General features: G+C 56.3%; 22 protein-coding genes. 8 read left to right on the forward strand and 14 right to left on the reverse strand.

Annotation, left to right across the window (positions count from 1 at the left end):
* Positions 1 to 121: 121 nt before the first annotated feature.
* The 7 genes from flaA to AB5Y53_RS18730 all read left to right on the forward strand — a co-directional run bounded on the left by flaA (position 122) and on the right by AB5Y53_RS18730 (position 7,320).
* Entirely contained in the window at positions 122 to 1,066 is a 945-nt protein-coding gene (gene flaA / locus AB5Y53_RS18700) for a flagellin A (RefSeq protein ID WP_045525415.1), read from the forward strand.
* A 622-nt stretch (positions 1,067 to 1,688) separates the two neighbouring features.
* On the forward strand, positions 1,689 to 2,618 hold the full coding sequence (gene flaB / locus AB5Y53_RS18705; RefSeq protein WP_045525418.1) for a flagellin B: 930 nt from the start codon (positions 1,689 to 1,691) through the stop codon (positions 2,616 to 2,618).
* Between the two features lie 32 nt (positions 2,619 to 2,650).
* Positions 2,651 to 3,067 (forward strand): flagellar protein FlaG, encoded by a 417-nt coding sequence (locus AB5Y53_RS18710; RefSeq protein ID WP_048207385.1) that lies wholly within the window; start codon positions 2,651 to 2,653, stop codon positions 3,065 to 3,067.
* Positions 3,068 to 3,097: 30 nt separating this feature from the next.
* Positions 3,098 to 4,486 (forward strand): flagellar filament capping protein FliD, encoded by a 1,389-nt coding sequence (gene fliD / locus AB5Y53_RS18715; RefSeq protein WP_368182841.1) that lies wholly within the window; start codon positions 3,098 to 3,100, stop codon positions 4,484 to 4,486.
* 37 nt (positions 4,487 to 4,523) lie between these two features.
* Positions 4,524 to 4,937: a flagellar export chaperone FliS gene (gene fliS / locus AB5Y53_RS18720; protein WP_045525423.1), complete on the forward strand. Its 414-nt coding sequence runs from the start codon at positions 4,524 to 4,526 to the stop codon at positions 4,935 to 4,937.
* Positions 4,934 to 5,227: a hypothetical protein gene (locus AB5Y53_RS18725; protein ID WP_368182844.1), complete on the forward strand. Its 294-nt coding sequence runs from the start codon at positions 4,934 to 4,936 to the stop codon at positions 5,225 to 5,227. Before fliS ends, AB5Y53_RS18725 begins: the two co-directional genes overlap by 4 nt.
* Positions 5,228 to 5,238: 11 nt before the next feature.
* Positions 5,239 to 7,320: a 6-hydroxymethylpterin diphosphokinase MptE-like protein gene (locus AB5Y53_RS18730; protein ID WP_368182846.1), complete on the forward strand. Its 2,082-nt coding sequence runs from the start codon at positions 5,239 to 5,241 to the stop codon at positions 7,318 to 7,320.
* 70 nt (positions 7,321 to 7,390) lie between these two features.
* On the opposite strand, the gene AB5Y53_RS18735 is transcribed toward AB5Y53_RS18730, so the two are convergent.
* The 14 genes from AB5Y53_RS18735 to AB5Y53_RS18800 form a co-directional block, all read right to left on the reverse strand.
* A complete protein-coding gene (locus AB5Y53_RS18735) occupies positions 7,391 to 7,939 on the reverse strand; it encodes a GNAT family N-acetyltransferase (RefSeq protein ID WP_214004613.1) in 549 nt (182 codons plus the stop codon).
* 120 nt (positions 7,940 to 8,059) lie between these two features.
* Positions 8,060 to 9,100: a pseudaminic acid synthase gene (gene pseI / locus AB5Y53_RS18740; RefSeq protein WP_368182847.1), complete on the reverse strand. Its 1,041-nt coding sequence runs from the start codon at positions 9,098 to 9,100 to the stop codon at positions 8,060 to 8,062.
* Complete coding sequence (gene pseH, locus AB5Y53_RS18745) at positions 9,097 to 9,660, reverse strand: UDP-4-amino-4,6-dideoxy-N-acetyl-beta-L-altrosamine N-acetyltransferase (RefSeq protein ID WP_368182848.1); 564 nt, start codon at positions 9,658 to 9,660, stop codon at positions 9,097 to 9,099. The genes pseI and pseH overlap by 4 nt, the downstream gene beginning before the upstream one ends.
* Entirely contained in the window at positions 9,642 to 10,586 is a 945-nt protein-coding gene (locus AB5Y53_RS18750; RefSeq protein WP_368182850.1) for a hypothetical protein, read from the reverse strand. The genes pseH and AB5Y53_RS18750 overlap by 19 nt, the downstream gene beginning before the upstream one ends.
* Positions 10,587 to 11,876, reverse strand: a complete 1,290-nt coding sequence (locus AB5Y53_RS18755) for an aminotransferase class III-fold pyridoxal phosphate-dependent enzyme (protein WP_368182852.1) — start codon at positions 11,874 to 11,876, stop codon at positions 10,587 to 10,589.
* Entirely contained in the window at positions 11,873 to 12,628 is a 756-nt protein-coding gene (locus AB5Y53_RS18760) for an NTP transferase domain-containing protein (RefSeq protein WP_368182853.1), read from the reverse strand. Before AB5Y53_RS18760 ends, AB5Y53_RS18755 begins: the two co-directional genes overlap by 4 nt.
* A complete protein-coding gene (locus tag AB5Y53_RS18765; RefSeq protein WP_319884424.1) occupies positions 12,625 to 13,470 on the reverse strand; it encodes an aldo/keto reductase in 846 nt (281 codons plus the stop codon). The genes AB5Y53_RS18760 and AB5Y53_RS18765 overlap by 4 nt, the downstream gene beginning before the upstream one ends.
* Positions 13,461 to 14,603: a UDP-4-amino-4,6-dideoxy-N-acetyl-beta-L-altrosamine transaminase gene (gene pseC, locus AB5Y53_RS18770; RefSeq protein ID WP_042015976.1), complete on the reverse strand. Its 1,143-nt coding sequence runs from the start codon at positions 14,601 to 14,603 to the stop codon at positions 13,461 to 13,463. The genes AB5Y53_RS18765 and pseC overlap by 10 nt, the downstream gene beginning before the upstream one ends.
* Positions 14,600 to 15,604 (reverse strand): UDP-N-acetylglucosamine 4,6-dehydratase (inverting), encoded by a 1,005-nt coding sequence (gene pseB, locus AB5Y53_RS18775; protein ID WP_010674303.1) that lies wholly within the window; start codon positions 15,602 to 15,604, stop codon positions 14,600 to 14,602. The genes pseC and pseB overlap by 4 nt, the downstream gene beginning before the upstream one ends.
* 101 nt (positions 15,605 to 15,705) lie before the next feature.
* The gene (locus tag AB5Y53_RS18780) at positions 15,706 to 16,545 is read right to left on the reverse strand and encodes a cobalamin-binding protein (protein WP_368182854.1); all 840 of its coding nucleotides are present in this window, start codon (positions 16,543 to 16,545) and stop codon (positions 15,706 to 15,708) included.
* Positions 16,538 to 17,470: a cobalamin biosynthesis protein gene (locus tag AB5Y53_RS18785; RefSeq protein ID WP_368182855.1), complete on the reverse strand. Its 933-nt coding sequence runs from the start codon at positions 17,468 to 17,470 to the stop codon at positions 16,538 to 16,540. The genes AB5Y53_RS18780 and AB5Y53_RS18785 overlap by 8 nt, the downstream gene beginning before the upstream one ends.
* Before the next feature lie 26 nt (positions 17,471 to 17,496).
* A complete protein-coding gene (gene mtnN, locus AB5Y53_RS18790; RefSeq protein WP_010674306.1) occupies positions 17,497 to 18,189 on the reverse strand; it encodes a 5'-methylthioadenosine/S-adenosylhomocysteine nucleosidase in 693 nt (230 codons plus the stop codon).
* Positions 18,190 to 18,289: 100 nt separating this feature from the next.
* Positions 18,290 to 19,048: a substrate-binding periplasmic protein gene (locus AB5Y53_RS18795; RefSeq protein WP_368182857.1), complete on the reverse strand. Its 759-nt coding sequence runs from the start codon at positions 19,046 to 19,048 to the stop codon at positions 18,290 to 18,292.
* A 142-nt stretch (positions 19,049 to 19,190) separates the two neighbouring features.
* The gene (locus AB5Y53_RS18800) at positions 19,191 to 20,120 is read right to left on the reverse strand and encodes a ZIP family metal transporter (protein ID WP_368182858.1); all 930 of its coding nucleotides are present in this window, start codon (positions 20,118 to 20,120) and stop codon (positions 19,191 to 19,193) included.
* Between the two features lie 295 nt (positions 20,121 to 20,415).
* On the opposite strand from AB5Y53_RS18800, the gene AB5Y53_RS18805 reads away from it, so the two are divergent.
* Positions 20,416 to 22,047, forward strand: a complete 1,632-nt coding sequence (locus AB5Y53_RS18805) for a methyl-accepting chemotaxis protein (protein ID WP_368182859.1) — start codon at positions 20,416 to 20,418, stop codon at positions 22,045 to 22,047.
* The last annotated feature ends 66 nt before the right edge of the window (positions 22,048 to 22,113 follow it).

A 22,113-nucleotide genomic window follows, 5' to 3' on the forward strand; every position in this document is an offset into this window, starting at 1 on the left:
AAGGCAGAAAAAAGAAATTAAAGTCTTGTGAAAAGGCGCCGTTAACTAAACATATCAGGCACAAAACACAATAAAGCCTGAGTGAATTAAAGTTAAATTTTAATAGCTTAGGAGAAAAATCATGAGTCTGTATATCAATACCAACGTTTCATCGCTCAACGCTCAGCGTAACATGATGAACAGCACCAAATCCCTGGATACCTCCTACACCCGTCTGGCCTCCGGCCTGCGCATCAACAGCGCCAAGGACGATGCGGCAGGTCTGCAGATCTCCAACCGTCTGACCTCCCAGATCAACGGTCTGGACCAGGGCAACCGCAACGCCAACGATGGCATCTCTGTTGCCCAAACCGCGGAAGGGGCCATGGATGAAGTGACCTCCATGTTGCAACGGATGCGGACACTGGCTCAGCAGTCAGCCAATGGCTCTAATAACAAAGATGACAGAGATGCTCTGCAGGCAGAATACAAGCAGCTTTCTACCGAGATCAACCGTGTTGCCAACGATACCACTTTTGGGGGTCAGAAACTTTTGTCTGGCGGGTATAAGGGCACCTTCCAGGTTGGCGCAGATGCAGGTCAGACCATCTCCTTCAAAATGACCACTGCATTTACGATGTCTGGTATTGCCAGCGTTACTAAAGGGAGTGCGACGATTGCTCAAGCAACCAATACTACTGCCGCAAGTACAATTGGAGATGCTTGGGTTGTTACTGCAGCGACATCGAACACTATTACAGTAGATTGGTCGGCAATCAGTGATATTTCCGGCTCAACCGATTCCAATGCGCAGTTGGCATTTGCCAACCTGGACAAGATGATTCAGGTGGTGGATAGCAAGCGGGCTGAGCTGGGTGCTGTACAGAACCGGTTTGACTCAACAATCCGCAACCAATCCAATATTTCGGAAAACGTAAGTGCTGCCCGCTCCCGTATCCGCGATGCAGATTTTGCAACCGAGACCGCCAACATGACCAAGCAGAACATTCTGCAACAGGCGGCTTCCAGTATCTTGTCCCAGGCCAATCAGCGCCCGCAGTCTGCTCTTTCTCTGCTGCAAGGCTAAGCCGACTCAGTGTAGAAAGTGTAAGAAAAGAAAAGGGCGGTTGTTCAGGCCGCCCTGGTAAACAAGATGGAACAATGGGGTGTTCGGATTTACGCCTTGTTCTATCGAAAGAGAAGTTCTCTTATTGGTATACCCCTCGAGTGTTGCGCAGATCGTTCACTCTGTCACCCTCGAGGTTGTTCTCCTGAGCGTAAGCTCTTCTTTGGCCGACATTGTCGGCCTTTTTTATGGGCGTCGGAAAAGCGACGTCACATCACACGAAGCACAAAATGTGCCAACTTAATGTGCTTGAAATGCTCTGCCAATAGGTATGGTTGTTAGCGGAGGGATAGGAGCTGTGCTCTGTCGTTCTCATCGCAAGCGGAGAGCGCTTGCCTCTTTACCGGTGAAAGCGGCAATAAATTTCCTAAAGCTTCTGGTAGAGATGCCGTTACAGAGTATGAAGCAAATTGAGGGGTGTTCGGAAATCCAGCATTTGCGCAACTGCGGGTCCTGTGTCTGTTCAAACAGAGGACCCGCCAGATGGTACAGTCCGTTCAATCTGTCCGTCTGAACGGTGGGTCCCTGGCTGTATAGATGCAAACAGAGCCCGCAGTTTCTTGTTCATCAGGAGATAATTTTTATGGCCATGTATATCAATACCAACACTTCATCACTGAACGCTCAGCGTAACTTGATGAACACCAACAAATCGCTGGATACTTCCTACACCCGTCTGGCCTCCGGCCTGCGCATCAACAGCGCCAAGGACGATGCTGCGGGTCTGCAAATCTCCAACCGTTTGACTTCTCAGGTTAATGGTCTGGATCAGGGTAACCGCAACGCCAACGATGGTATCTCGGTCGCTCAGACTGCCGAAGGGGCCATGGATGAAGTAACTTCCATGTTGCAACGGATGCGGACTTTGGCTCAGCAGTCTTCTAATGGTTCCAATAACCAGGATGATAGAGATGCCTTGCAGGCTGAGTACAAGCAGCTAACCACAGAAATAAACCGGATTGCAGGGGATACCACCTTTGGGGGACAGAAGTTACTGGATGGTAACTACAAAGGCTCTTTCCAAGTTGGCGCCGATGCGGGACAGACCATTTCCTTCAAGATGACTACGGCTTTTACCATGTCAGGTATTGCTAGTGCTACCAAGGGGAGTGCAACCATTGCGGCTGCTACCAACAGTGCTGCCAGTACTACAGCAGATGCTTGGGTGGTGACATCAGCATCGACAGCTGTGACCTGGTCCACCATAAGCGACATTTCTGGTTCAACCGATTCCAATGCGCAACTGGCGTTTGCCAACCTGGACAAGATGATCCAGGTGGTAGACAGCAAACGGGCTGAATTGGGGGCAGTACAAAACCGCTTTGATTCAACCATCCGCAACCAGTCCAATATCTCTGAAAACCTGAGTGCTGCACGCTCCCGTATTCGTGATGCGGACTTTGCGACCGAGACAGCCAACATGACCAAGCAGAATATTCTGCAACAGGCTGCGTCCAGCATTTTGGCACAAGCTAATCAGCGACCGCAGTCTGCGCTGTCCCTGCTTGGCTAAGCATGTAGCTGGATTGAGATGGGAGATAAGAGATGACAACTGAACTCGCAAATCTGTCATCTGCCAGTGGTGCTTCCGTACAGCTAAGTGACAAGAGCGGCCAAGTGGCCGCTCAATTACTTTCTGGTACGGCTGAGGAGGCAAGAAACGGCGGGCAGCAGGAAAAAAATGAGAGTGCTCACCCAATACCGCAAAGTGCGACAGAACTTGCCAAGCAGGTACAAAACTTGCAAGACTTTGTTCAACAACAGGGGTGGACTGTAAATTTCAGTATGGAGAAGGAGCTGGAGCAAGTGGTTATCAAGGTAGTTGATGCCGATACCAGGACGGTGATCCGTCAGATCCCCAGCGAAGAACTCATTGCTATCAACAAGCGGATCCAGGCTTTGGTGCAAGGTGAGGCTGGCGCCAATCCCAGAGTCGGTTTGTTGTTTGATAGTGAGATATGAGCTGTTAATGACTAGTGAGGAGAACAGACAATGGCAACGATAACATCTGCTGGCGCAGGGTCCGGTATCGATCTGGAGAGTGTGATCTCTGCCAGTTTGAATGCCAGAAAGGCACAGCTCCAGCAGCCAATCACGACCAAAAAGACCAATGCCCAGATAACGCTCTCCGGGGTCGGTCAATTGAAATCTGCGATTGCCTCCTATGTCACGACTCTCAAAGATATGGCGAAGACGGATGCATTCAACAAGCGAGCCGTCAATATTACTCAAGATAAAGACAACCCCATTCTCAAAGTGGAGAGCAAGGCTGGTGCATCAAATGGCCAGTACAATATCACTGTCAATAAATTGGCGACAACCAGCAAATTTGAAGGGACTTTTGACAGTTCGACTACTGCGCTTGCATCGGAAGACGGTACTCTGACTTTTACCGCAGGGGACAAAAAGTTCAATGTAGAAGTCAAGGCTGGCGATTCGCTGCAGACCATTCGAAAGAAAATCAATAATAATGGCGATAATTTTGGATTGACTGCGAATATCATCAATACAGCGGATGGCAAGGCCAAGCTGGTAATGGATTCAGGAGTCAGTGGTACCGGAAAAGATCTACAGATTACGGGTAGTACTGCAGGTGTGAGCAGTTTTGCTTCCTCTCTCACCAAAACCCAAAGTGCCAGTAATGCGGAAATAACTGTTGATGGTAGCGTGCTCAGCAGTGATACCAATACTTTTGATGGCACTATCATGGGGCTAAAGGTCACCGTGCTACGTGAATCAGACAAAGACACTGATGGTAATGCAAAGTCAAACAAGGTTGATGTCACCACGGATAAAGATGGCATCAAATCCATGATCAAGAGCTTCATCGATGGTTACAACACCTTGGTGAGTAAGGCTGACGGATTAGGGAAGCGTAATAGCATAGTGGCAGGTGAAAGCCAGGATGATGGTGGGGCCTTGGCCGGAGATTCAGTAACACGTAGTGTGATCAATCAGATGAGTAGTATCCTTATCACCCCGTCTGAGAATTCGAACGTATTCGATACTATTTTCCAGCTTGGGATAAAGATGGACAACAAGGGAGTACTCTCTCTTGATAGCGAGAAGTTTGATGAGGCGTTAGATAAAAATTTTGAGCAGGTAGTAGCCATTTTCGGTGGTGAGAAAGGGGTTGCTGGTCAACTGGCTACATCCCTCGAAGATTATTCGAAAACAGGTGGATTGCTTGCTCAACGAGAAGACTCCCTTAATACAGACTTACGTGCCTTGGCACAGAAAGAGTCAGATGCATCAGCACAATTAGTGAAATATGAGGCTAGTTTACGTGCTCGTTATGGTGGCCTTGATACTCTACTTGCCAAAATGAACCAGTCAGCATCTTACTTGAGCCTTATTAATACCTCAAACTCATCATCTTGATTTGTATTTTGGCGATTCCGAGTGAGGAGGAGATATCATGTATCGCAAGCATATTAAAGCTTACACAACCCAGAACCTTCAAGCCGAAATGGCTGTTGCTGATCCTTATCGTGTTATTCAGTTGATGATGCAAGGCTGTATTGAACGTGTTGCTCAAGCGAAAGGGGCAATAGAGCGCAAGGATTTTGAAAATAAGTCCATTGCGATTTCCAAAAGTATGGCACTGATTAACGGTTTACAGGACGCGTTGGATCTTTCATATGGTAAAGTGCCTGAGGACTTGTTCGCTCTTTACGATTACATGAAACAACGCCTATTGGACTCAAGTCGTAATATGGACGTAGCGCCGTTAGATGAAGTCAGTAAACTAATGCTTACAATTAAAAGTGGTTGGGATGCTATCCCAGAAGAAGAACGCAAGCAGGTTTTGGCAAATAAGGTTGCTATATGAATGAGAGTAGCCTCTTGTCTGCATTGAGCCATCAGCTTGAACAGGCAATTCTGTCTCATGATATTGATTTGGCTCATCAGATTGTAGATAAGCGGCTTTGTTTATTGAAAAATATTATCGATGCAAAAAACCTCTCAGAGGAAATTATTCGTGTAGCGGCTACAGAGTTAGAGAGAGAAAAAAAATTGCGATCATTAGTCGAAGATGAAAAGTCTAAGATACAGCAACAAATTAAAAATATTCTGTCCGCAGAAAAGATAAGCAATATATACAAGGCAAACTCAAGGTAAGCAGGTTTAATATGGACTTCGAAAGCAAGATAAACTCTCTGGAGGTTGAATTAGGACGCCTGCGCGCTCAGAAAGAACAAGAACAAGCGATGCAGGAGGTACTTCCTGCCAGGTTTGAAATGAATATGGCTGCATTTTTACATTATATCCCAGATATATATGAAAAATTCAAAACATATAATCCAGTGAGAGGTTTCAGTTTTTTTTGCGGTGAAAACGGCATTCCTAATTTGCTCTGGAACGATTCCAAACTGCCATTTTATGGTGACGATCCTTATAAGGAATGTGAAGATCAGATTGGGGCAGTTTTAAATAGTCCAGGGTCTATTCAGACGATAGAATTTTCAAAAGAAGATAACCCAATTGACTTTATTCATGTGGACTACATGAATAAAATGATGAAAGTTAGGGACATTGCATCTGAGAAACTGATGCCAATCAGCAAGGTTGGGACAGATATTCCTCTAATGCTTATGTACGGAGTTGGGTTAGGGTATCAGTTATCTTACCTCTATGAGCAATGTCGCCCTAGAATTCTTTTTGTTATTGAACCGAATTTCGATCTTTTTTATGCATCTTTATTTACTTTTGATTGGTACAAACTGCTTGAGCATCTCAATGGAGAAGGGCTTGGAATTCATATTTTTCTTGGGCAAAACAAAGATGAAGTAATACAAGATATTACTGTTGCCTCGGCAAAAGTAGGTTCCTATCTTTCTGCTGCAAGTGTTGGTTTCTGGCACTATAAGAGTGATGAAATCATTGAGCTTATTACCAGGACAAAACAGGAGTTTTTCTTTTTGATAAGCGGATGGGGCTTTTTTGATGACAATGTTATTGCCTTGTCTCATTGCGTTGAAAATATAAGGAAGAATATTCCTTTTCTTGTCAAAGGAAAATCTCTGGATGACAAATGGAGAGAGATTCCGGTATTTGTGATCGGTAATGGACCATCTCTTGATATCGCTATAGATAAGTTAAAATCCTGTCAACATCAAGTAATTATACTAAGCTGTGGCAGTGCACTGTCTTCATTATATAAGGCAGGTATAAAGCCTGATATTCATGTACAGGTTGAGAGAACTAAGGTCGTGCCTGACTCACACTTTTTATTAAAAGATGACCAATACTTGAAAGGGATATTGTTCTTAAGTGTGGACGTTATCCATCCTGATTGTGCTGAGCAATTTGATAGAGTTGGTCTGGCTTTCAAATCTTTTGAGCCTGGTTTTCCTCTTATTAAGATGCATTCTTCGATTGCACGTACTAGAGACATTCTTAGTTCTGCTAACCCATTAGTTGGGAATACAGGCTTGGCAACAGCATGTCGTTTGGGCTTTAGAAATATATATTTACTTGGCATTGATAATGGATATAAAAGCAATGCACACCATCATTCTAAATTCAGCTTTTATTTTGACGATACAGGTAATCAGAAAGACAAGTTATCAGTCCAAGTAAATAAAAAAAGCAATCATCTTGTACCCGGCAATTTTGGTGGTGAAGTAGAAACAACCAACATGATGATAAGTTCAAGAACAGTTATGGAGAATCTTATCGGTGCGTATACCGATGTCCATTTTTACAACTGTTCTGATGGTGCTAAAATAAAAGGTGCCGAACCAAAAAAAATAAGTGACATTTCATTTGAGAATTTCCACTTTGATAAAGATAGCTTGTTGAATCATATCATCAATGATATTTATCAACCTATGGATATAGATATTGATAAGTTGAAAGAGAATTTTCATATAGAGTTGTTTAATGATTTTATTGATATGTTCATTCGAGATTGGGATAAGTATTTCTCGACTAGGGAAGATATCGTATCGAACATGTTGAAGGTTCGTGATTATCTTCTTGCAATGAGAGTGAATGGCTATGAGCACATATATAGATGCCTGATTGGTTCAATCAATTATTCTTTTAGCGTTATACTTTCCACTCTGTATAGATTTGATGTTTGTGACTATTTATACAAAACAATAAATGATATTATAAAAATCATGGTGGAATACTTTGTTGCCATAAAAAACAAATATGTTCATGCACTAAGCAGTGTTGATAGAAAAGAACATGGATTGTTTGATTAATAATATTAAAAGATACAAAGGTGCTACTGACCTACAATAAAAATAAACTGCAGGTCAGTTAGCATATATATCACTTTTTTAGTTTTCCCATATAGATGCCGTTTACCCACCCTGAGGGTGTCAAATAATGATCTCGCATTTCACCTTCTATCATAAAGTTATTTTTTAAAAAAGCGTTTATTGAGGCTCTATTGTTAGCATATGTACCTGCAGTCACCTTATGAACCCCGAGGTTTGTAAAGCAATAGTTAGTAACTATTTCAATTGCCGCAGTGGCAATGCCTTTCCCCCAAAATCTCTTATCACCAATAACAATACCGATGTCAACTCTATTATGGCATGGGTCAACACTTGAAATTTTCACGTTGCCAATGTGAGTGGTCGTATCATCATCAATGATTGCAAGCAGTAATTCCTTCCTGCTTTTATCCTGGAAATATTTTAGGAGCGAGCTCATATCCCACTTTGTAAAACGAGATTCAAGGTATTTATTGACTTCCGTGTCATTTAGCCAGTTGCAATATGTCTCAGTAACATCCGAGACTGTCAGATTTCGGATGGTAATTGATGACTTTTGCCCATTTAATATCTTTTTTAAGATGATGCTATCTGTATTCATATCTCAGACCTTTTAGAGATGAAACCTCCATCGGAGGTGATTCACGTTCAGACAGGCTTGCAGCCCAGATACGCCAGCGCCATGAAGACATTTTTCTGATCCATGGGATGTTCCTTGTAGTCAGACAATCAATGACCATGCCAGCGGCGTGCCGGCCTGAATATCCTGGCTGGCATGGCGACCCAGCAGGGATGGAAGATGAACCGGGGGCAACCCATCGGCAGGGCGGATGGAGCGGACATTGCGTGACGTGAATGCATCCCCGGCTTTCATGTCCTCACAGACGAAGAGAGAGCGAGCGAATCGCCGGTTTCGCAGTGTCTTGTCGTTCAGGTGATAGCTGACATTCCCCAGTGCAGCCTCGACTTGCCGTACTCCCTCGACCATATGAGCGAATTCATCCGGTGTCATGGAGAAGGAGGCATCCGGCCCGCCCAGGGTGCGGTCCAGAATGAAGTGTTTCTCTATCACGCGTGCTCCCAGGGCGGTTGCGGCCATGGCCACGGCCTCTCCCAGGGTATGATCCGACAAGCCCACTTCGACTCCGAAAGTCTGCTTCATATTGGGCATGGTGAGCAGGTTGGCCTCGCCCACCGGCGCTGGATAGGAAGAAGTGCACTTGAGCAATGTGATGTCATGATTGCCCACGCGGCGGCATGCCTGCACGGCAGCATCAATATCGGCCAGGGTCGCGATACCGGTCGAGATAATCATCGGCTTTCCCTTGTTGGCGGTGTACTCGATCAGAGGAATGTCGGTGATTTCAAACGAGGCGATCTTGTAGAGAGGGACGTCGAGCGTCTCCAGAAAATCGACGGCACTGGTGTCGAAGGGAGTAGAGAAGAAGACGAGCCCCTCTTTGCGGGCCTCGGCCTGGATGGCGGCATGCCACTCCCAGGGGGTATAGGCCTCCTGATAGAGTTTGTGGAGCGTGGTGCCATCCCAGATGGTGCCCTGATTGATCTGGAAATATTCATTGTCACAATCAAGGGTGATGGTGTCGGCCGTATAGGTCTGGATCTTGATGGCATCGGCACCACACGCCTTGGCTGAGCGCACCGTCGCCAGCGCCATCTCCAGTGAGTGGCCGTGGTTGGCAGAGAGTTCGGCAATGATGAAGCATCGCGCCGGATTGAAGGTGCGAGTCATGGTTTGGGTCATGAATGATTCCACTCCTGTTCAGTGATCCCCATGAGCACGAGATCCACATAGTTTGATGTCTGAGGGCGATACACGGCTTCCCGCCAGACCCCTTCATGGCGAAAACCGGATCTCAGATAGGCGTTGATGGCCCTTTCGTTGTCTGCTGCGACTTCCAGCTTGAGGGTATGCAGACGGGCGATGTCGAAGGCGAGCTGGTTCACGGCGCTCAGCAGGTGTGCGCCCAGCCCCTTGTCGAGGCGAAAGGGATTGCGATAGATCCCGAGCCAGGCGAGGCGATTGTGCCAGTCCAGCCTGTGCAAGGAGATGACTCCGAGGGGGCCCGCGTTGTCCTGGCAGAGATAGTTGATGTTGCGGGTGTCCTGATGCTGGCGAGCCATGAAAGCGAGATGCGACTCCAGGCTGATGTCGCCGCCACTGTTCATCCAGTGGGCAATGTCGGGATGCGTGCGCATCTGCCAGACGGCAATTTTCTGTTGTTCGTCCAGCATGGCGAAGGGGGTGAGTGTGGCACCGGACAGCGTTAGGTGGCGCTGCAGGTTCATCTCTGGTTGAGCCATGAAAGTGCCTCCAGAGTGCCGTTTCCTGCCATGAGTTGCTGCAGCCCCTGTGACCGCCTTGCCCGTTCGTCCGGTGCAGACAGCGCTGTCAATCCTTGCTCCAGCCGGGCGGGCAAGGCGGTATCGTGCCACCACCCAGCCGACATGAAAGCGTCCGGGCCGCACCAGCCAGCCAGCTGACGACGCTGGTTGTCTGCCACGCCGACGAGAATGCCGGGCAGACCGCAGCGTGCCAGTTCATAGGTCACCTGTCCGGCGGCGCTGATGGCCAGATCGCAGTGGGACATGAGCGCGATCATCTGCTCGGCATCCAGACGGTGATGTTGCCGGCATCCCGACAACCGGGTGTCCCGCTCCCGGTTGACAACATTCAGCTCCATGTCAGGGTGGGACTGGCGCAGCCGGCTCACCAGCCCGGGGGTCAGATCGCGCACGTCGGTTCCCCCCATGATGATCAAGATGCGTTCGACACGGTCGGCAAACCTGGTTCGGGTGGGGACCGACCAGAATGGGGGGCGCAAAGGTTGCCAGCCCGGCCCCCACCGCCAGATGGCGGCGCCGGACTTGTCACCATGGGGACCGGGGCTGGCATGGACCACCATCCCCTCTGGATAGTCCAGACGTTCGGTGTCATCGAGGTACATCACTCGCACAAATCCCGCTGCCATGCTCTGCAGCGTCTCCAGACTGGCCGAGTAGGAGTCAACGATGGCGACCGCCTGTTGCGGGGGGATGGATTGCTGCTGCCAGCGACCCCAGCTGACGGACTCCCCTTCGAGCAGGGTGCTGGCAAGCGCATCGCCGTCCACCACCCAGTGGACGACGCCCCCCTGTTGTCGCCAGGCCTGCGCATAGGCGCTGCAACGGCTGAGGTGTCCCAGGCCCCGGACCCTGTCCCCTTCACTGAAGATCCAGAGTGGCAGCACTCAACGCACCTTGAACACCGGCTGGATGGGTTCGCCATCCAGGGCCTGATGAATGGCCTTGTCCGCATCCAGCCGGATAAGCGCCGGCAGGATATCGGCATAGACGGCCAGCAGGGTTTGGACGTTCTCTTCGCTGTGGGCAAGGTTCAGGTTGTGGCTGCCGAGACTGAGGATGCCCCGTTTGCACAGCTCCTGGATGAAGTAGCTCTTGAGCAGCCAGCTGGAATGGTTGGGGGAGTCGCCGATGAGCAGGAAGCTCCAGCTCGGATGACCCGCGCTTTGCAGCCAGCGTGGGGCGTTCACTTGTTCCAGCAGTGCGTTGAGCCCATCCAGCAGTTTCTGGCCTCGCTCGGCCAGCCTGGCTGGTACGTTGAGCCGACGCATCTTGCCGATCACGGCGTTCGCCGCCGCCAGGGCGATGGCATCGCCGCCGAAGGTACCGGAGAAGAAGATGTCCTCCATGCGGCGCATGTACTGGCGGCGCCCCACCACGGCGGAGATGGGAAAACCGTTTGCCATGCCCTTGCCGAAAGCGGCCAGATCCGGGGTGACGCCAAACAGGGTCTGCGCACCCCCGAGGTGGAAGCGAAAGCCGGTGATAGTCTCGTCAAAGACCAGCAGGGCGCCGTGTTCATCGCACAGCTGGCGCAGACCGGGCAGAAAGTCCGGGGCGGGCCAGGCGACGTTCATGGGCTCCAGGATCACGGCGGCAAACTCACCGGGGTGGGCTTCCAGCTGGGCCTTGAGGGAGTCCAGGTCGTTGTAGTCGAAGCGGTGGGTGAGCTCGCGCACGCACTCCGGGACCCCCAGATGGCGGGTGGTGGAGCCGATGTACCAGTCCTGCCAGCCGTGATAGCCGCAGACCGCGACACGCTCTCGCCCTGTGACGGCGCGGGAGAGGCGGATGCAGGCGGAGGTGGCGTCGGTGCCGTTCTTGCCAAAGCGAACCATCTCGGCGCAAGGGATGAGCTCGATCAGCTGTTCGGCGACCTCGGTCTCAAGGCGGTGGGGTAGGGAGAAGATGGAGCCCAGGTTGAGCTGCTCCATCACGGCCTGGTTCACATCCGGATCGCAATAGCCCAGGCTGATGGCGAGCAGGCCGCTGGCAAAATCCAGGTACTCGTTGCCATCCACATCCCACACCCTGGCGCCCTGGCCGCGCTCGATAAAGAGCGGGGCTGCGCCATAGGGAAAGCAGAGCCGGCTCTTGGAGAAGGTCTGGGACCCTAAGGGAATGCTCTGCTCGGCCCGGGCCGACAGGGTCAGTGAATGCTGGTAACGTGAACTCATGAGTGGTTCTCCTTGGCCAGCGAGCTTGCCAGCCCCTCATTGCGTTGATGTTGAGTGTTCAGGGTTGCCAACTGCGGCTCACGAGCCAGCAGGGCGAGAATGTCGTCGGTGGCAAAGGCCGGATTGGACGGGTAGAGGCGCAGATATATCTGCTCGATCAGGGCGAAGTCGGCGGGTTCGTCCACCGTCCAGCGCAGGTGGGCGAGGCTGGGGGTGCGACTCAATGTGCCAATCTTGAACGCATCCGCATGCTGGCGGATGTAGTAGGTCACATGCTCACGTTCGGTCCGGGTGTGCGCACGTTCGGCGAGCAAATCGAGGGTGGCGGCACTCAAGATCTCGGCATCCAGCCCATCCGGGTAGCTGGGCTCCCAACAGTTGCTGCTGTAGTCGTAGCCACCGTCCAGATGAAGCGCGATAAGCTCGTCGATAAGGGTCGGATCCGCGAGGGGGCAATCCCCGGTGAGCCTGACAATCTGGCTGGGCCCAAAGGGCTGGGCCGCGAGATGAAAACGCAGCAGCACATCGTCCAGCGGGCCACGGAAACAGGGAACGTCCAGCTCGGCGCAAAGCGCCGCGATGGCCTCATCCTCGCGCTGATCGCTGGTGGCGACCACCAATTGATCCAGCCTGGCGGAACGTTTGAGCCGCTCTATCTGGCGGGCGAGCATGGGCTCGCCGAGCAGAGGCTTGAGCACCTTGCCAGGCAGTCGGCTGGAGTTGGCTCTGGCCTGCAGGATCCCGAGGATCATGATGTTCTCCACATGGCAGGGTTGATGAGGGCCGGCTCGTCGCAGGCGAGGGTTGCCAGTTCGGCGGCCTGAGCAGGATGCAGATGGGCATAGGCAGATGCAATCGCTGCCAGCTCGTGTGCGTGGCAGACGCCGACCACAAAGCGGCTCACCTGGGGCAGGGCCGGGATCAGGGCAAGCGCCTTGTGGAGGAGGGAGAGATGGGGCTGCCACCCATCCAGTCGCGAGAGCGGTTCGCTGAAGGCGTCAAAATAAGGGGGACGAAGGGTTGGCTGCATCAATAACAGGCCTTGCAGGAAGAGGGAGCGCACATGGATTTCACACCCCATGGCCTGCAACCGATCGAACCAGCCTGCGCGCAAAAAACGCTGATCGAGCAGATTGGCGGGGAGCTGCACCAGCTCCAGGGGATAACCCTGCTCGAGCCAACGTGTCAGCTCCTCGGGGGTGTAGACAGAGACGCCCACCTTGCCCACCTTGCCCTGATGCTGAAGGTCTGCCAGCCGCTCGAACAGGGCCGGACTGGCGTCCTGGCTGCGGTGCAGCAGCAAGCCCTCGACACTGGGGCGAGCCAGTCGTTGCAGGCTGGCCTCCAAAGAGGGGGTCAGATCTGCGGCATCGATATTGGGTGAGAGCTTGGTGATGACCTGAAAGTCGGCGGTGTTGCACATCCCGAGCCTCGCCTCGGCCTTGCCGTAGGCCTGGGCCGTGTCCAGGGTATTCACACCCAGCTTGCGGGCCAGGGCCAGAATGGCGTCGAGCTCCTGATCCTGCACTTCGCCTGCGCGGTTGCTGATGCCGTAATCGAGCCCGAACTGGACCGTACCCAGTGCTAGGCGCATAGCACCGACTCCAGGGTCTGAACGACCTGATCCTGCTCGGCCAGGGAGAGGCCGGGGAACAGGGGGAGGCTGATGGCTTGTCGATAATAGGCCTGGGCGCCTGGATAGTTGGCAGGGTCGTGGCCGAGATCACGGTAATAGGGTTGGGCCGGAATGGGCATGTAGTGAACGTTGACGCCGATACCGGCGTCTCTCAGGCGGGCAAACACCTCATCCCGGTCTTGCACCCGAATCACATAGAGGTGGTAGCCACTGAGTCTGTCATGCCCCTGGTGCAAGGGCTCGACCGGCAGTCGGGTCAGCAGCTCGTCGTAGCGGGCAGCCAACAACCGGCGCCTGTCAATGAACTGCGGCAGGCGGGCGAGCTGGCTGCTTCCCAGCGCCGCCTGGATGTCGGTCAGGCGATAGTTGAAGCCGAGTACCTGCTGCTCGTAGTACCAGCCCCCCGGAGTGTCGACGGTCAACTGCGCCGGATCCCGGGTGATGCCATGGCTGCGATAGAGACGAAGTCTCGCGGCCAGCTCGGCACTGCGAGTCGTGACGGCGCCTCCTTCCCCGGTCGTGATGGGCTTGACCGGATGGAAGCTGAAGACGGTCATGTCGCTGTGGGCACAACTGCCGATGGGCTCTCCCTGATAACGGGCTCCCAGGGCATGGCAGGCATCTTCGATGAGGGACACGCCATATTCTCGGCACAGGGCGCCTATCTCGGCGAGATCGCAGGGCTGGCCCGCGAGATGCACGGCGACCAGGGCTTTCGGCTGACGAGCGCTGCCCTGAACCTGTTGCAGCTTCTCGCGCAGCGCCGTCACGCAGAGGTTGCCGGTTGCGGAGTCCACGTCGACGAAATCCACCTGGGCGCCGCAATAGCGGGCACAGTTGGCGGAGGCGACGAAACTGATGGCGGAAACCCAGACCCAATCCTGTTCGCCCAGCGCCAGCGCGGCGCAGGCAAGGTGCAGGGCCGTGGTGCCGTTGCTGCAGGCGATCACGTGGGGAGCCTGGCAGTAGTCGGCTAATCCCTGTTCGAAGGCGGGGACCGCCTCACCCTGGGTGAGGTAGTCCGACTTCAGCACGGCGACGACGGCTTCGATATCTTCATCTGTGATGGATTGGCGTCCATAGGGGATCATTCGGCGAGCACCTGCTGATTCATGACTTTCAATTCCTCTATCGACAGGAAGTGGCGATTATTGAGGGAATTGTATTCAAAGCCGTGCTCGACCCGCACCGCGGTGTCACCCAGGGCATTGACGGCGAAGTCATTGTTTCGGCTGGTGAAGGTGATGCTGGGAGCGATGACGTAATAGTCGTCAAATTCATAGGTGTGGTAGGAGTCGTCAGCCGGACACATCACCTCGTGCAACTTCTCGCCCGGACGGATGCCGATGATCTCCTGGGGCAAGTCCGGCGCCATGGCGCTGGCGAGATCCGTGATGCGTACCGACGGGATCTTCGGAACGAACACTTCCCCCCCTTTCATGCGGGCAAAGTTGGTCAGCACGAACTCGACCCCCTGTTGCAGGGTGAGCCAGAAACGGGTCATCTCGGCATGGGTAATGGGCAGGCTGCTGGCCCCTTCCTTGATCAGGCGATCGAAGAAGGGCACCACAGAGCCCCGGGAGCCGACCACGTTGCCATAACGTACCACGGAGAAAATGGTGGGGTGCTTGCCCGCCATATTATTGGCGGCGACGAACAGCTTGTCGGAGCAGAGTTTGGTGGCGCCATACAGGTTGACCGGATTGGCCGCCTTGTCGGTGGAGAGGGCGATCACCTTCTCGACCCCGTTATTGAGAGCCGCCTTGATGACGTTTTCCGCACCATGGATGTTGGTCTTGATGCACTCCATGGGGTTGTATTCGGCGGCAGGCACCTGCTTGAGGGCGGCGGCATGTACCACGAAGTCTACGCCGTGCATAGCCATGTCCAGGCGCTCGGCATCCCGTACGTCACCGATGAAATAGCGCATGCAGGGGTGATTGAAACGCTGCTGCATCTCGAACTGCTTGAGTTCATCACGGGAGTAGACGATCAATCGGCTTGGCGTGTAGAGGGAGAGGACAGCCTCGATGAACTTCTTGCCAAAGGAGCCGGTTCCCCCGGTGATCAGGATCGTTTTGCCGTTGAACATGTCATGGTCCCGTTATGAAGTGAGTGTCTGTTAGATTCAAAAGCATATTTTATGCCATAACCAGCGATATGGGAGAGAGCATCGCCGTGACGCAGGCGCCATCAAGGAGTTGGCGTGCTGGTCCCGGCGATCGCCTCGCATATCTGCTCCACCGCGTTGAGGGCGCGGGGGGTGAAGCGGTGCAGTTCATCGGCGTTGATGAGGGCGAGCCGTTGGTGTTTGACGGCGTCCAGCATGGGCCACTGCCGCCAGTGATCCAGCACGGAAGGATCCTGGCCGCCAGCCAGGATAAGCCCGGGATTGGCCTTGATCACCTGCTCCAGCCCGACCTGGGGGTAGGCTGCTCCCGTATTCGCCATGATGTTGCGTCCGCCGCAGAGGGTGATGGCCTGCCCCGGCCAGGTCGAATTATTGACGCTGGTGAGCGGCGGGTACCAGAGCTGATAGAAGACAGACAGGGGCTTGGGCTCGCCGTAGCGCGCAGCCAGGGCGTCGAGCCGGGTCAGATAGGCGCGGGCTTGCTCGTCGGCCCTGGACGTGAGCCCGAGCAGGTGCCCCAGGCTGCGCATCTCGGTGGCCAGGGAGGCAAAGTTGGTGGGCTCCGAGTAGAAGACGGGGATGCCGAGGCGCTCGACCGGGCCCAGCATGCGGGCCTGGGCGGAGCGCCAGGCCACTACCAGATCCGGCTTCTGGGCCAGCAGCGCCTCGAGGTTGATGCTGCGATAGTTGGCCACCCGGGGGAGGTTGGCCACCTCGGCGGGGTAATCGGAGGCATCGTCGGTGGCGACCACGCGATCCCCGGCGCCGATATCGAACAGCAGTTCCGTCAGATGGGGAGTGAGGCTCACGATGCGCTGCGGCGGGGTAGCCATGGCGCACAGTGAGGTGCCCAGCAGGCAGACAAGCAGGCCCAGGGCACGAAGGGAAACGCGATCAGCCATGATTGAGCGCCATCCATGTCAGGAGCAGCGAGAGCCCGAGCCAGCCCCAGCCGGTCAGTTGCAGACGCTGCAGCAGGCGCAGGGGCAGGTTGGCATCGGGTTCGCTCCCTTCATCAAATACCGGAAAGCGCACCAGCTGGCCCTGATAGTAGCGGGGGCCGCCGAGTCGGCTGCCCGTCGCCCGGGCCAGCAGCGCGAGCAGGACCCCCATGGCGGGATGGGGCCAATGCAGCGCAGGCCGCACTCTGTTGCCCAGCCCGCGCACCTGGGTCAGGCACAGGGGGAGTGCCAGCAGCAGGATGGCGGGGGCGCAGAAACCCTGATAGAGCGCCGCAGCCGGGCGGCCGAAGTGGACGAACGCGTTCTGCTTGGGGTTCCACGCCAGATGGGTCAACTGGGCGAGCCGCACCAGCAGGGCACCCTGTACCCCGGCCAGAGCAAAACCCAGCAGGGGGGCGGCCCACTGACCCACGAGGCGCAGTACGCAGGTCTCGCTCACCGCCTTGTTCAACCCCATCACCGAGAGCTTGCCGGTCTCCCGCTTGAGCCAGGGGGCGACCTGCAGCCTCGCTACGACCAGCGTCTCCTGGGTCGCCAGGGCGCGGCTCCCCCGGGCGAGTTCCCGCAAGGGGCGGGATTCGAGCATCAGCAGCAGGAACAGGAGGTCGAACAGGGGTTCGGACAGGGAGAGATTGCGCACCGCCCAGAGACCGGCTGCGCAGGGCACCCAGACCACCAGCAGGGCAAGGAGCCCGGCCTGGCTCTGCTGGCGTGGCGTGCCGTCGGGGCGATAGACCTTCTGGCCGAGGCGGGTGAGCAGAGGCACGGCTGCGCCGGGTCGAAAGCGTGCGGGCCAGGGCAGCAGGACCTCCAGCAGGGCGGCCCCCACCATGATGCCCGCCGTCGTGGAGGCGAGGACGGTCATCAGGGCATCCCAGGAGGGGGCGTCGATCACAGCTTGCCGAGCAGCGCGATGATCACTTCGGCGGAGTGTTGACCCGCCACCTCGATGAAGGCATCGAAGGATTCCACCTGCTCCTTGCCGGCGATGTCCGACATGGCCCGTACCACCAGATAGGGCACCTTGAACATGTGGCACACCTGGCCGATGGCGGCCCCTTCCATCTCCACCGCCAGCATCTGCGGGAAGTCGGCACGGGCTTTCGCGATGGCGTCCGGCTTGCACATGAACTGATCGCCGGTGCAGATGAGCCCGACCTTGGTCTGGTGCTTGCCTTGCTCGGCAATGCAGGCTTGTGCCAGGGCGATGAGTTTTTCGTCGCAGGGGAAGGCGGCGGGCTGCTGGGCCATCTGGCCCATCTCGTAACCGAAGGCGGTCACGTCCACGTCGTGGAAGCGCATCTCGCTCGCGATGACCACGTCACCGATGTGCAGATCCTGGGCGAAGCCGCCGGCGGAACCGGTGTTAATGACGCAATCGGGAGCGAACTTCTCCAGCAGCAGGCTGGTGGCGACGCTGGCGGCGACCTTGCCGATGCCGGAGCGGGTCAGGATCACCTCTTTACCGGCCAGCTTGCCCTGATAGAACTCGCAGCCGCCCAGTTGCAGGGTGGTGGGCTCGCTCAGCTGGCTGCGCAGCAGGGCTACTTCCTGCTCCATGGCGCCGATAATACCTACTTTCATCATCTACCTCGTCTCGATGGCCGCTGGGCCGAAAAAGTTGGCGTGGATGATAGCAAAACTTGGCGGTGGCGCCGAGCATTGCGATGGCGCGGATGGGGGGTCAGGGGTAGCGTCTGGCCAGGGCGGCCAGTTCACCACTGTCTGCGAGCCGTTGCAGGGTGTTGGCAAACAGGGTCAGGCGCTCTGGGGCACTGTGGCGATGGAACAGGATGTAGAAGGGAGTCTCTTCCATCACGGTGGGGAGGATGCGGATCTTGTCGGCCAGCCCCTGTTCGCGCAAGTCGGACTCAAACCCCGGGGAGCGGTAGTAGATGAAACGGCCGCGCTTCATCAACAACTTCTCGTAGTTGGCTTGGTTGCTGATCCCGCCGCTGTCGATGATGAGGCCGCCGATGTCCTGGAGCCGGGCGATGGCACCGCTGCCATGGTTGATGAGGATGATGCCCGCCTGGCCGAGGGCCCTGACATCCTGCCAGCTGCGTATCTCGACGGGATCGTCACGGCGCACCGCCAGGTGGTAGCGCACCGTGAAGATGGCGGGGGTCAGGACGATGAAGTGATCCCGCCTGGCCGGGCTCTCTCCCACGCCGCAGATGAAGTCCAGCTGGCCGTGCTGCACCTTCTTTTCCAGCCGTCGCAGCGGCAGGAAGCGCTGATCTCCCTCAATGCGAAGGGCAGGCTCCCTCGCTTCCATGAGCCGGAAGAGATCGACGCAGATCCCGCCGACATGCCCGTCGGGGAGCGTCACGTACTTGGGGGACGACGCCTGTTGTGCGGCCGTATGAAAGACCTCGGTGGCGCCAATGGCCCTGGTGGTGAGGACAAGCAGGCACAGCAGCAGGATTATCCTGAGGGTCATCCGGGCAGGCTTCCGATGGGATTCAGGCGCCGTACATCAACCAGTCAAAGGGCGCCGGGGGCTCAACATTAGGCGATTTCCCCCTCTTATTTCAAGGGGTTCGCGCTGTCGTCACCGGGAGCACGGGGCTTGAGGGGGGTGATCAGCCGAGCGCGGTGTCGAGGGTCATCATCAGGGCGAAACCCGCCATGAGACCCAGGGTGGCGTGGGTCTGGTGGCCGTTGCGATGGGTTTCCGGGATCACTTCGTGGGAGACCACAAACAGCATGGCACCGGCCGCGAGCCCGAGGCCGATGGGGTAGGCGATGGCCATGCCGCTGGCGAGTCCGACCCCGAGCAGGGCGCCGAGCGGTTCCAGCAGGCCGCTGCCGATGGCGACCAGCACGGCCACCGGCGGGCGAAAACCGGCTGCGCACATGGCCAGCGCCACCGCCAGTCCTTCGGGAATGTCCTGCAGGGCAATGGCGGTCGTGAGGGGCAGTCCCACCGTCATGTCCCCCTGGGAGAAGCTGACCCCGATGGCCATGCCTTCGGGCAGGTTGTGCAGGGCGATGGCGAAGACGAACAGCCAGACCCGTGAGCAGTTCTCATGGCCGGGACCACAGGGGCCGGTCTTGTCGTGCTCGTGAGGGGTGAATTGATCCAGTCCCAGCATCAGCAGCACCCCGAGGGTCATGCCGGCCACCACCACGGCGGCGGCGAAGAAGCCGTCACCCGTGATCCCCTCGGCGGCCTCGAGCCCCGGCAGCAGCAGGGAGAAGGCGCTCGCCGCCAGCATCATGCCGGCGGCGAACCCCAGCATGGCATCTTCCACCCGTTGGGGGACGGCGCGCAGGAACAGGGCAGGCAGGGCGCCCAGCGCCGTGGCGGCAAAACCCGCAGCGCCGCCGATGAGGCCATAGCGTACCCCGGGCGTGATCTCTCCTGCTGCCAGCATGACGAGACTCTGCACCAGGAGCAGCAGCACGGCGACCAGGGCGAGCAGCAGCCCCAGGGCGATGAGGGGGCGATCCGCTATCTGCTCGCGCAGTTGGACAGACCAGGAAGGGGAGAGGGTCGATACGTTGTCCATGGGGCCTCTGAAGACAGGAATGGGGAGAGACGAGCGGCCATTACATAACCTGGCCCCTGCTTTGTCCATGACGGCGGACCGATTGTGGCAATCGGCTCAAGTTTTGCGTCGAGCTGGTCGCTCCTGTGCTGGCAGCCTCGTGGCGGGCACAAGGCCCGGCGTGGGGCGAGCGGGAAGCAAGGGATCCCCTCTCTTCGCTCCCATCGTCATTTCCCGTCAGGAGTCTCGGGTCACCGCTTACACGGATGTGATCATTGTGTCACTGCACATCTGCAGTCGAGGATCACCAGCCAACATGTCTTACAAGCATCTCTCCATCGGCAAGAAGATTGCCGCCGTCTTTGCGGTCATTGCCGTCATCAACGCCGTCTTCGGCCTGTTTCTCGCCACCGAACTGCGGGACATTCGGGATCGGGTATTGAACTTCACCGACTCCACCCTGCCAAGCGTGCTCTCGGTGGACAACCTGCTCTATGACGTCTCCTATGTGCGCCGTGCCCAGTTTGCCCTGCTGATGGTGGAAGATGCCGTCGACAGGCAGGTTCGCCGCGCCCGCATCCAGGAGAGCCTGGGCAAGGTGCAGCAGGTCATGGATGCCTACGAGGCAACCGTGGTGGCCGAGCATGAACGCCAGGCCTTCAACCGCGTCAAGCAGCAGTGGCTGCAATATCTGGGGGCCGTCAACCAGGTGGATGCCCTGTTGTTCCAGGGCAGCAGGGATGAGGCCAGGGAGGCGCTGTTTCGCTCGAACGGACTCTACACCGAGCTGGAGCTGGCGGTGCGTGCCCTGGTGAAGGTGAATCTTGGCTTTGTGGAAGAGAACCGTGGCAGTCTGCTTGGCAGCGTCACCATGGTGATGACCTTTGCCGTGGTGAGCATCGCGACCCTGCTGATCTTCATGGGGGTCATGACCTGGTTCCTCACCCGCCAGATCTGTCTGCCCCTGCAAGCCGTGGTGGCCCAGGCCAATGCCATCGCCCTGGGGGATCTGACCCATCGGCTGGATCGCCAGCACATCGGGCAGGACGAACTGGGGATGCTGGCCAGCGCCTCCCTCAAGATGCAGGACAACCTGCGTGGGCTCATCGAGGAGGTGGCCGCCGCCGTGACCCAGCTGGGGGCCGCCATCGAGGAGGTGAGCGCGGTCTCCGAGCAATCATCCCAGGGGATCCAGAGCCAGCAGCAGGAGATAGCCCAGGTTGCCACCGCCATGGCCCAGATGAAGGCGACGGTAGCGGATGTGGCGGGCAACACCGAGGTGGCCTCGGAGTCGGCAAGCTCCGCCAATGCCCTGGCTCGCCGCGGTAGTCAGGATGTGCAGGGGGCCCTGGATGCCATCACCCGGGTGGCCGGTGAGATGGAGCAGGCGGGCAACCTGGTGAGTGAACTGGAGAAAGAGTCCGCCCAGATCAACCTGGTGGTGGATGTCATTCGCGGCATTGCCGACCAGACCAACCTGCTGGCACTCAATGCCGCCATCGAGGCGGCCCGTGCCGGTGAGCAGGGGCGCGGCTTTGCGGTGGTGGCCGACGAGGTGCGCACCCTGGCGGGGCGTACCCAGGCCTCCACCGGCGAAATCGTCGCCATCATCGAGACCCTGCAGGCCCGTGCCAATCGGGCGAAGTCGGTGACCGGCCAGAGTTGCGAGATGATCCGCCAGTGCGTGAGCCAGAGCGAACGCACCAGTGCGGGCATTCGTCAGATTGAAGAGGCGGTGGCCCAGATAGCCGACATGGCGATCCAGATTGCCAGTGCCTGTGGCGAGCAGGATGCGGTCTCCGATGAGCTGGGCCGCAACGTGGCGCGCATCAACGACTCCTCCAACGAGGTCGCGACCGGCGCGGATCATACCGCCAAAGCCTGTCTGGAGCTGAGCCAGCTGGCGGCGGGTCTGCGCCAGAGCATGGGGCGCTTCCGTCTGGCCTGACGGTGGTTGCAGCCAATGAAAACGGGGCCCTGGGCCCCGTTGTTTTTCTCACCGCCAGGCGGCGTG

The organism is Aeromonas sp. R7-5 (assembly GCF_040908015.1).
GTDB classification, from domain to species: Bacteria; Pseudomonadota; Gammaproteobacteria; order Enterobacterales; family Aeromonadaceae; genus Aeromonas; species Aeromonas caviae.

Bases quoted from the DNA above. Each gene is read 5' to 3' on its own strand.
- flaA (WP_045525415.1), top strand. From the start codon at position 122: ATGAGTCTGTATATCAATACCAACGTTTCATCGCTCAACGCTCAGCGT.
- flaB (WP_045525418.1), top strand. From the start codon at position 1,689: ATGGCCATGTATATCAATACCAACACTTCATCACTGAACGCTCAGCGT.
- AB5Y53_RS18710 (WP_048207385.1), top strand. From the start codon at position 2,651: ATGACAACTGAACTCGCAAATCTGTCATCTGCCAGTGGTGCTTCCGTA.
- fliD (WP_368182841.1), top strand. From the start codon at position 3,098: ATGGCAACGATAACATCTGCTGGCGCAGGGTCCGGTATCGATCTGGAG.
- fliS (WP_045525423.1), top strand. From the start codon at position 4,524: ATGTATCGCAAGCATATTAAAGCTTACACAACCCAGAACCTTCAAGCC.
- AB5Y53_RS18725 (WP_368182844.1), top strand. From the start codon at position 4,934: ATGAATGAGAGTAGCCTCTTGTCTGCATTGAGCCATCAGCTTGAACAG.
- AB5Y53_RS18730 (WP_368182846.1), top strand. From the start codon at position 5,239: ATGGACTTCGAAAGCAAGATAAACTCTCTGGAGGTTGAATTAGGACGC.
- AB5Y53_RS18735 (WP_214004613.1), bottom strand. From the start codon at position 7,939: ATGAATACAGATAGCATCATCTTAAAAAAGATATTAAATGGGCAAAAG.
- pseI (WP_368182847.1), bottom strand. From the start codon at position 9,100: ATGACCCAAACCATGACTCGCACCTTCAATCCGGCGCGATGCTTCATC.
- pseH (WP_368182848.1), bottom strand. From the start codon at position 9,660: ATGGCTCAACCAGAGATGAACCTGCAGCGCCACCTAACGCTGTCCGGT.
- AB5Y53_RS18755 (WP_368182852.1), bottom strand. From the start codon at position 11,876: ATGAGTTCACGTTACCAGCATTCACTGACCCTGTCGGCCCGGGCCGAG.
- AB5Y53_RS18760 (WP_368182853.1), bottom strand. From the start codon at position 12,628: ATGATCCTCGGGATCCTGCAGGCCAGAGCCAACTCCAGCCGACTGCCT.
- AB5Y53_RS18765 (WP_319884424.1), bottom strand. From the start codon at position 13,470: ATGCGCCTAGCACTGGGTACGGTCCAGTTCGGGCTCGATTACGGCATC.
- pseC (WP_042015976.1), bottom strand. From the start codon at position 14,603: ATGATCCCCTATGGACGCCAATCCATCACAGATGAAGATATCGAAGCC.
- pseB (WP_010674303.1), bottom strand. From the start codon at position 15,604: ATGTTCAACGGCAAAACGATCCTGATCACCGGGGGAACCGGCTCCTTT.
- AB5Y53_RS18780 (WP_368182854.1), bottom strand. From the start codon at position 16,545: ATGGCTGATCGCGTTTCCCTTCGTGCCCTGGGCCTGCTTGTCTGCCTG.
- AB5Y53_RS18785 (WP_368182855.1), bottom strand. From the start codon at position 17,470: ATGACCGTCCTCGCCTCCACGACGGCGGGCATCATGGTGGGGGCCGCC.
- mtnN (WP_010674306.1), bottom strand. From the start codon at position 18,189: ATGAAAGTAGGTATTATCGGCGCCATGGAGCAGGAAGTAGCCCTGCTG.
- AB5Y53_RS18795 (WP_368182857.1), bottom strand. From the start codon at position 19,048: ATGACCCTCAGGATAATCCTGCTGCTGTGCCTGCTTGTCCTCACCACC.
- AB5Y53_RS18800 (WP_368182858.1), bottom strand. From the start codon at position 20,120: ATGGACAACGTATCGACCCTCTCCCCTTCCTGGTCTGTCCAACTGCGC.
- AB5Y53_RS18805 (WP_368182859.1), top strand. From the start codon at position 20,416: ATGTCTTACAAGCATCTCTCCATCGGCAAGAAGATTGCCGCCGTCTTT.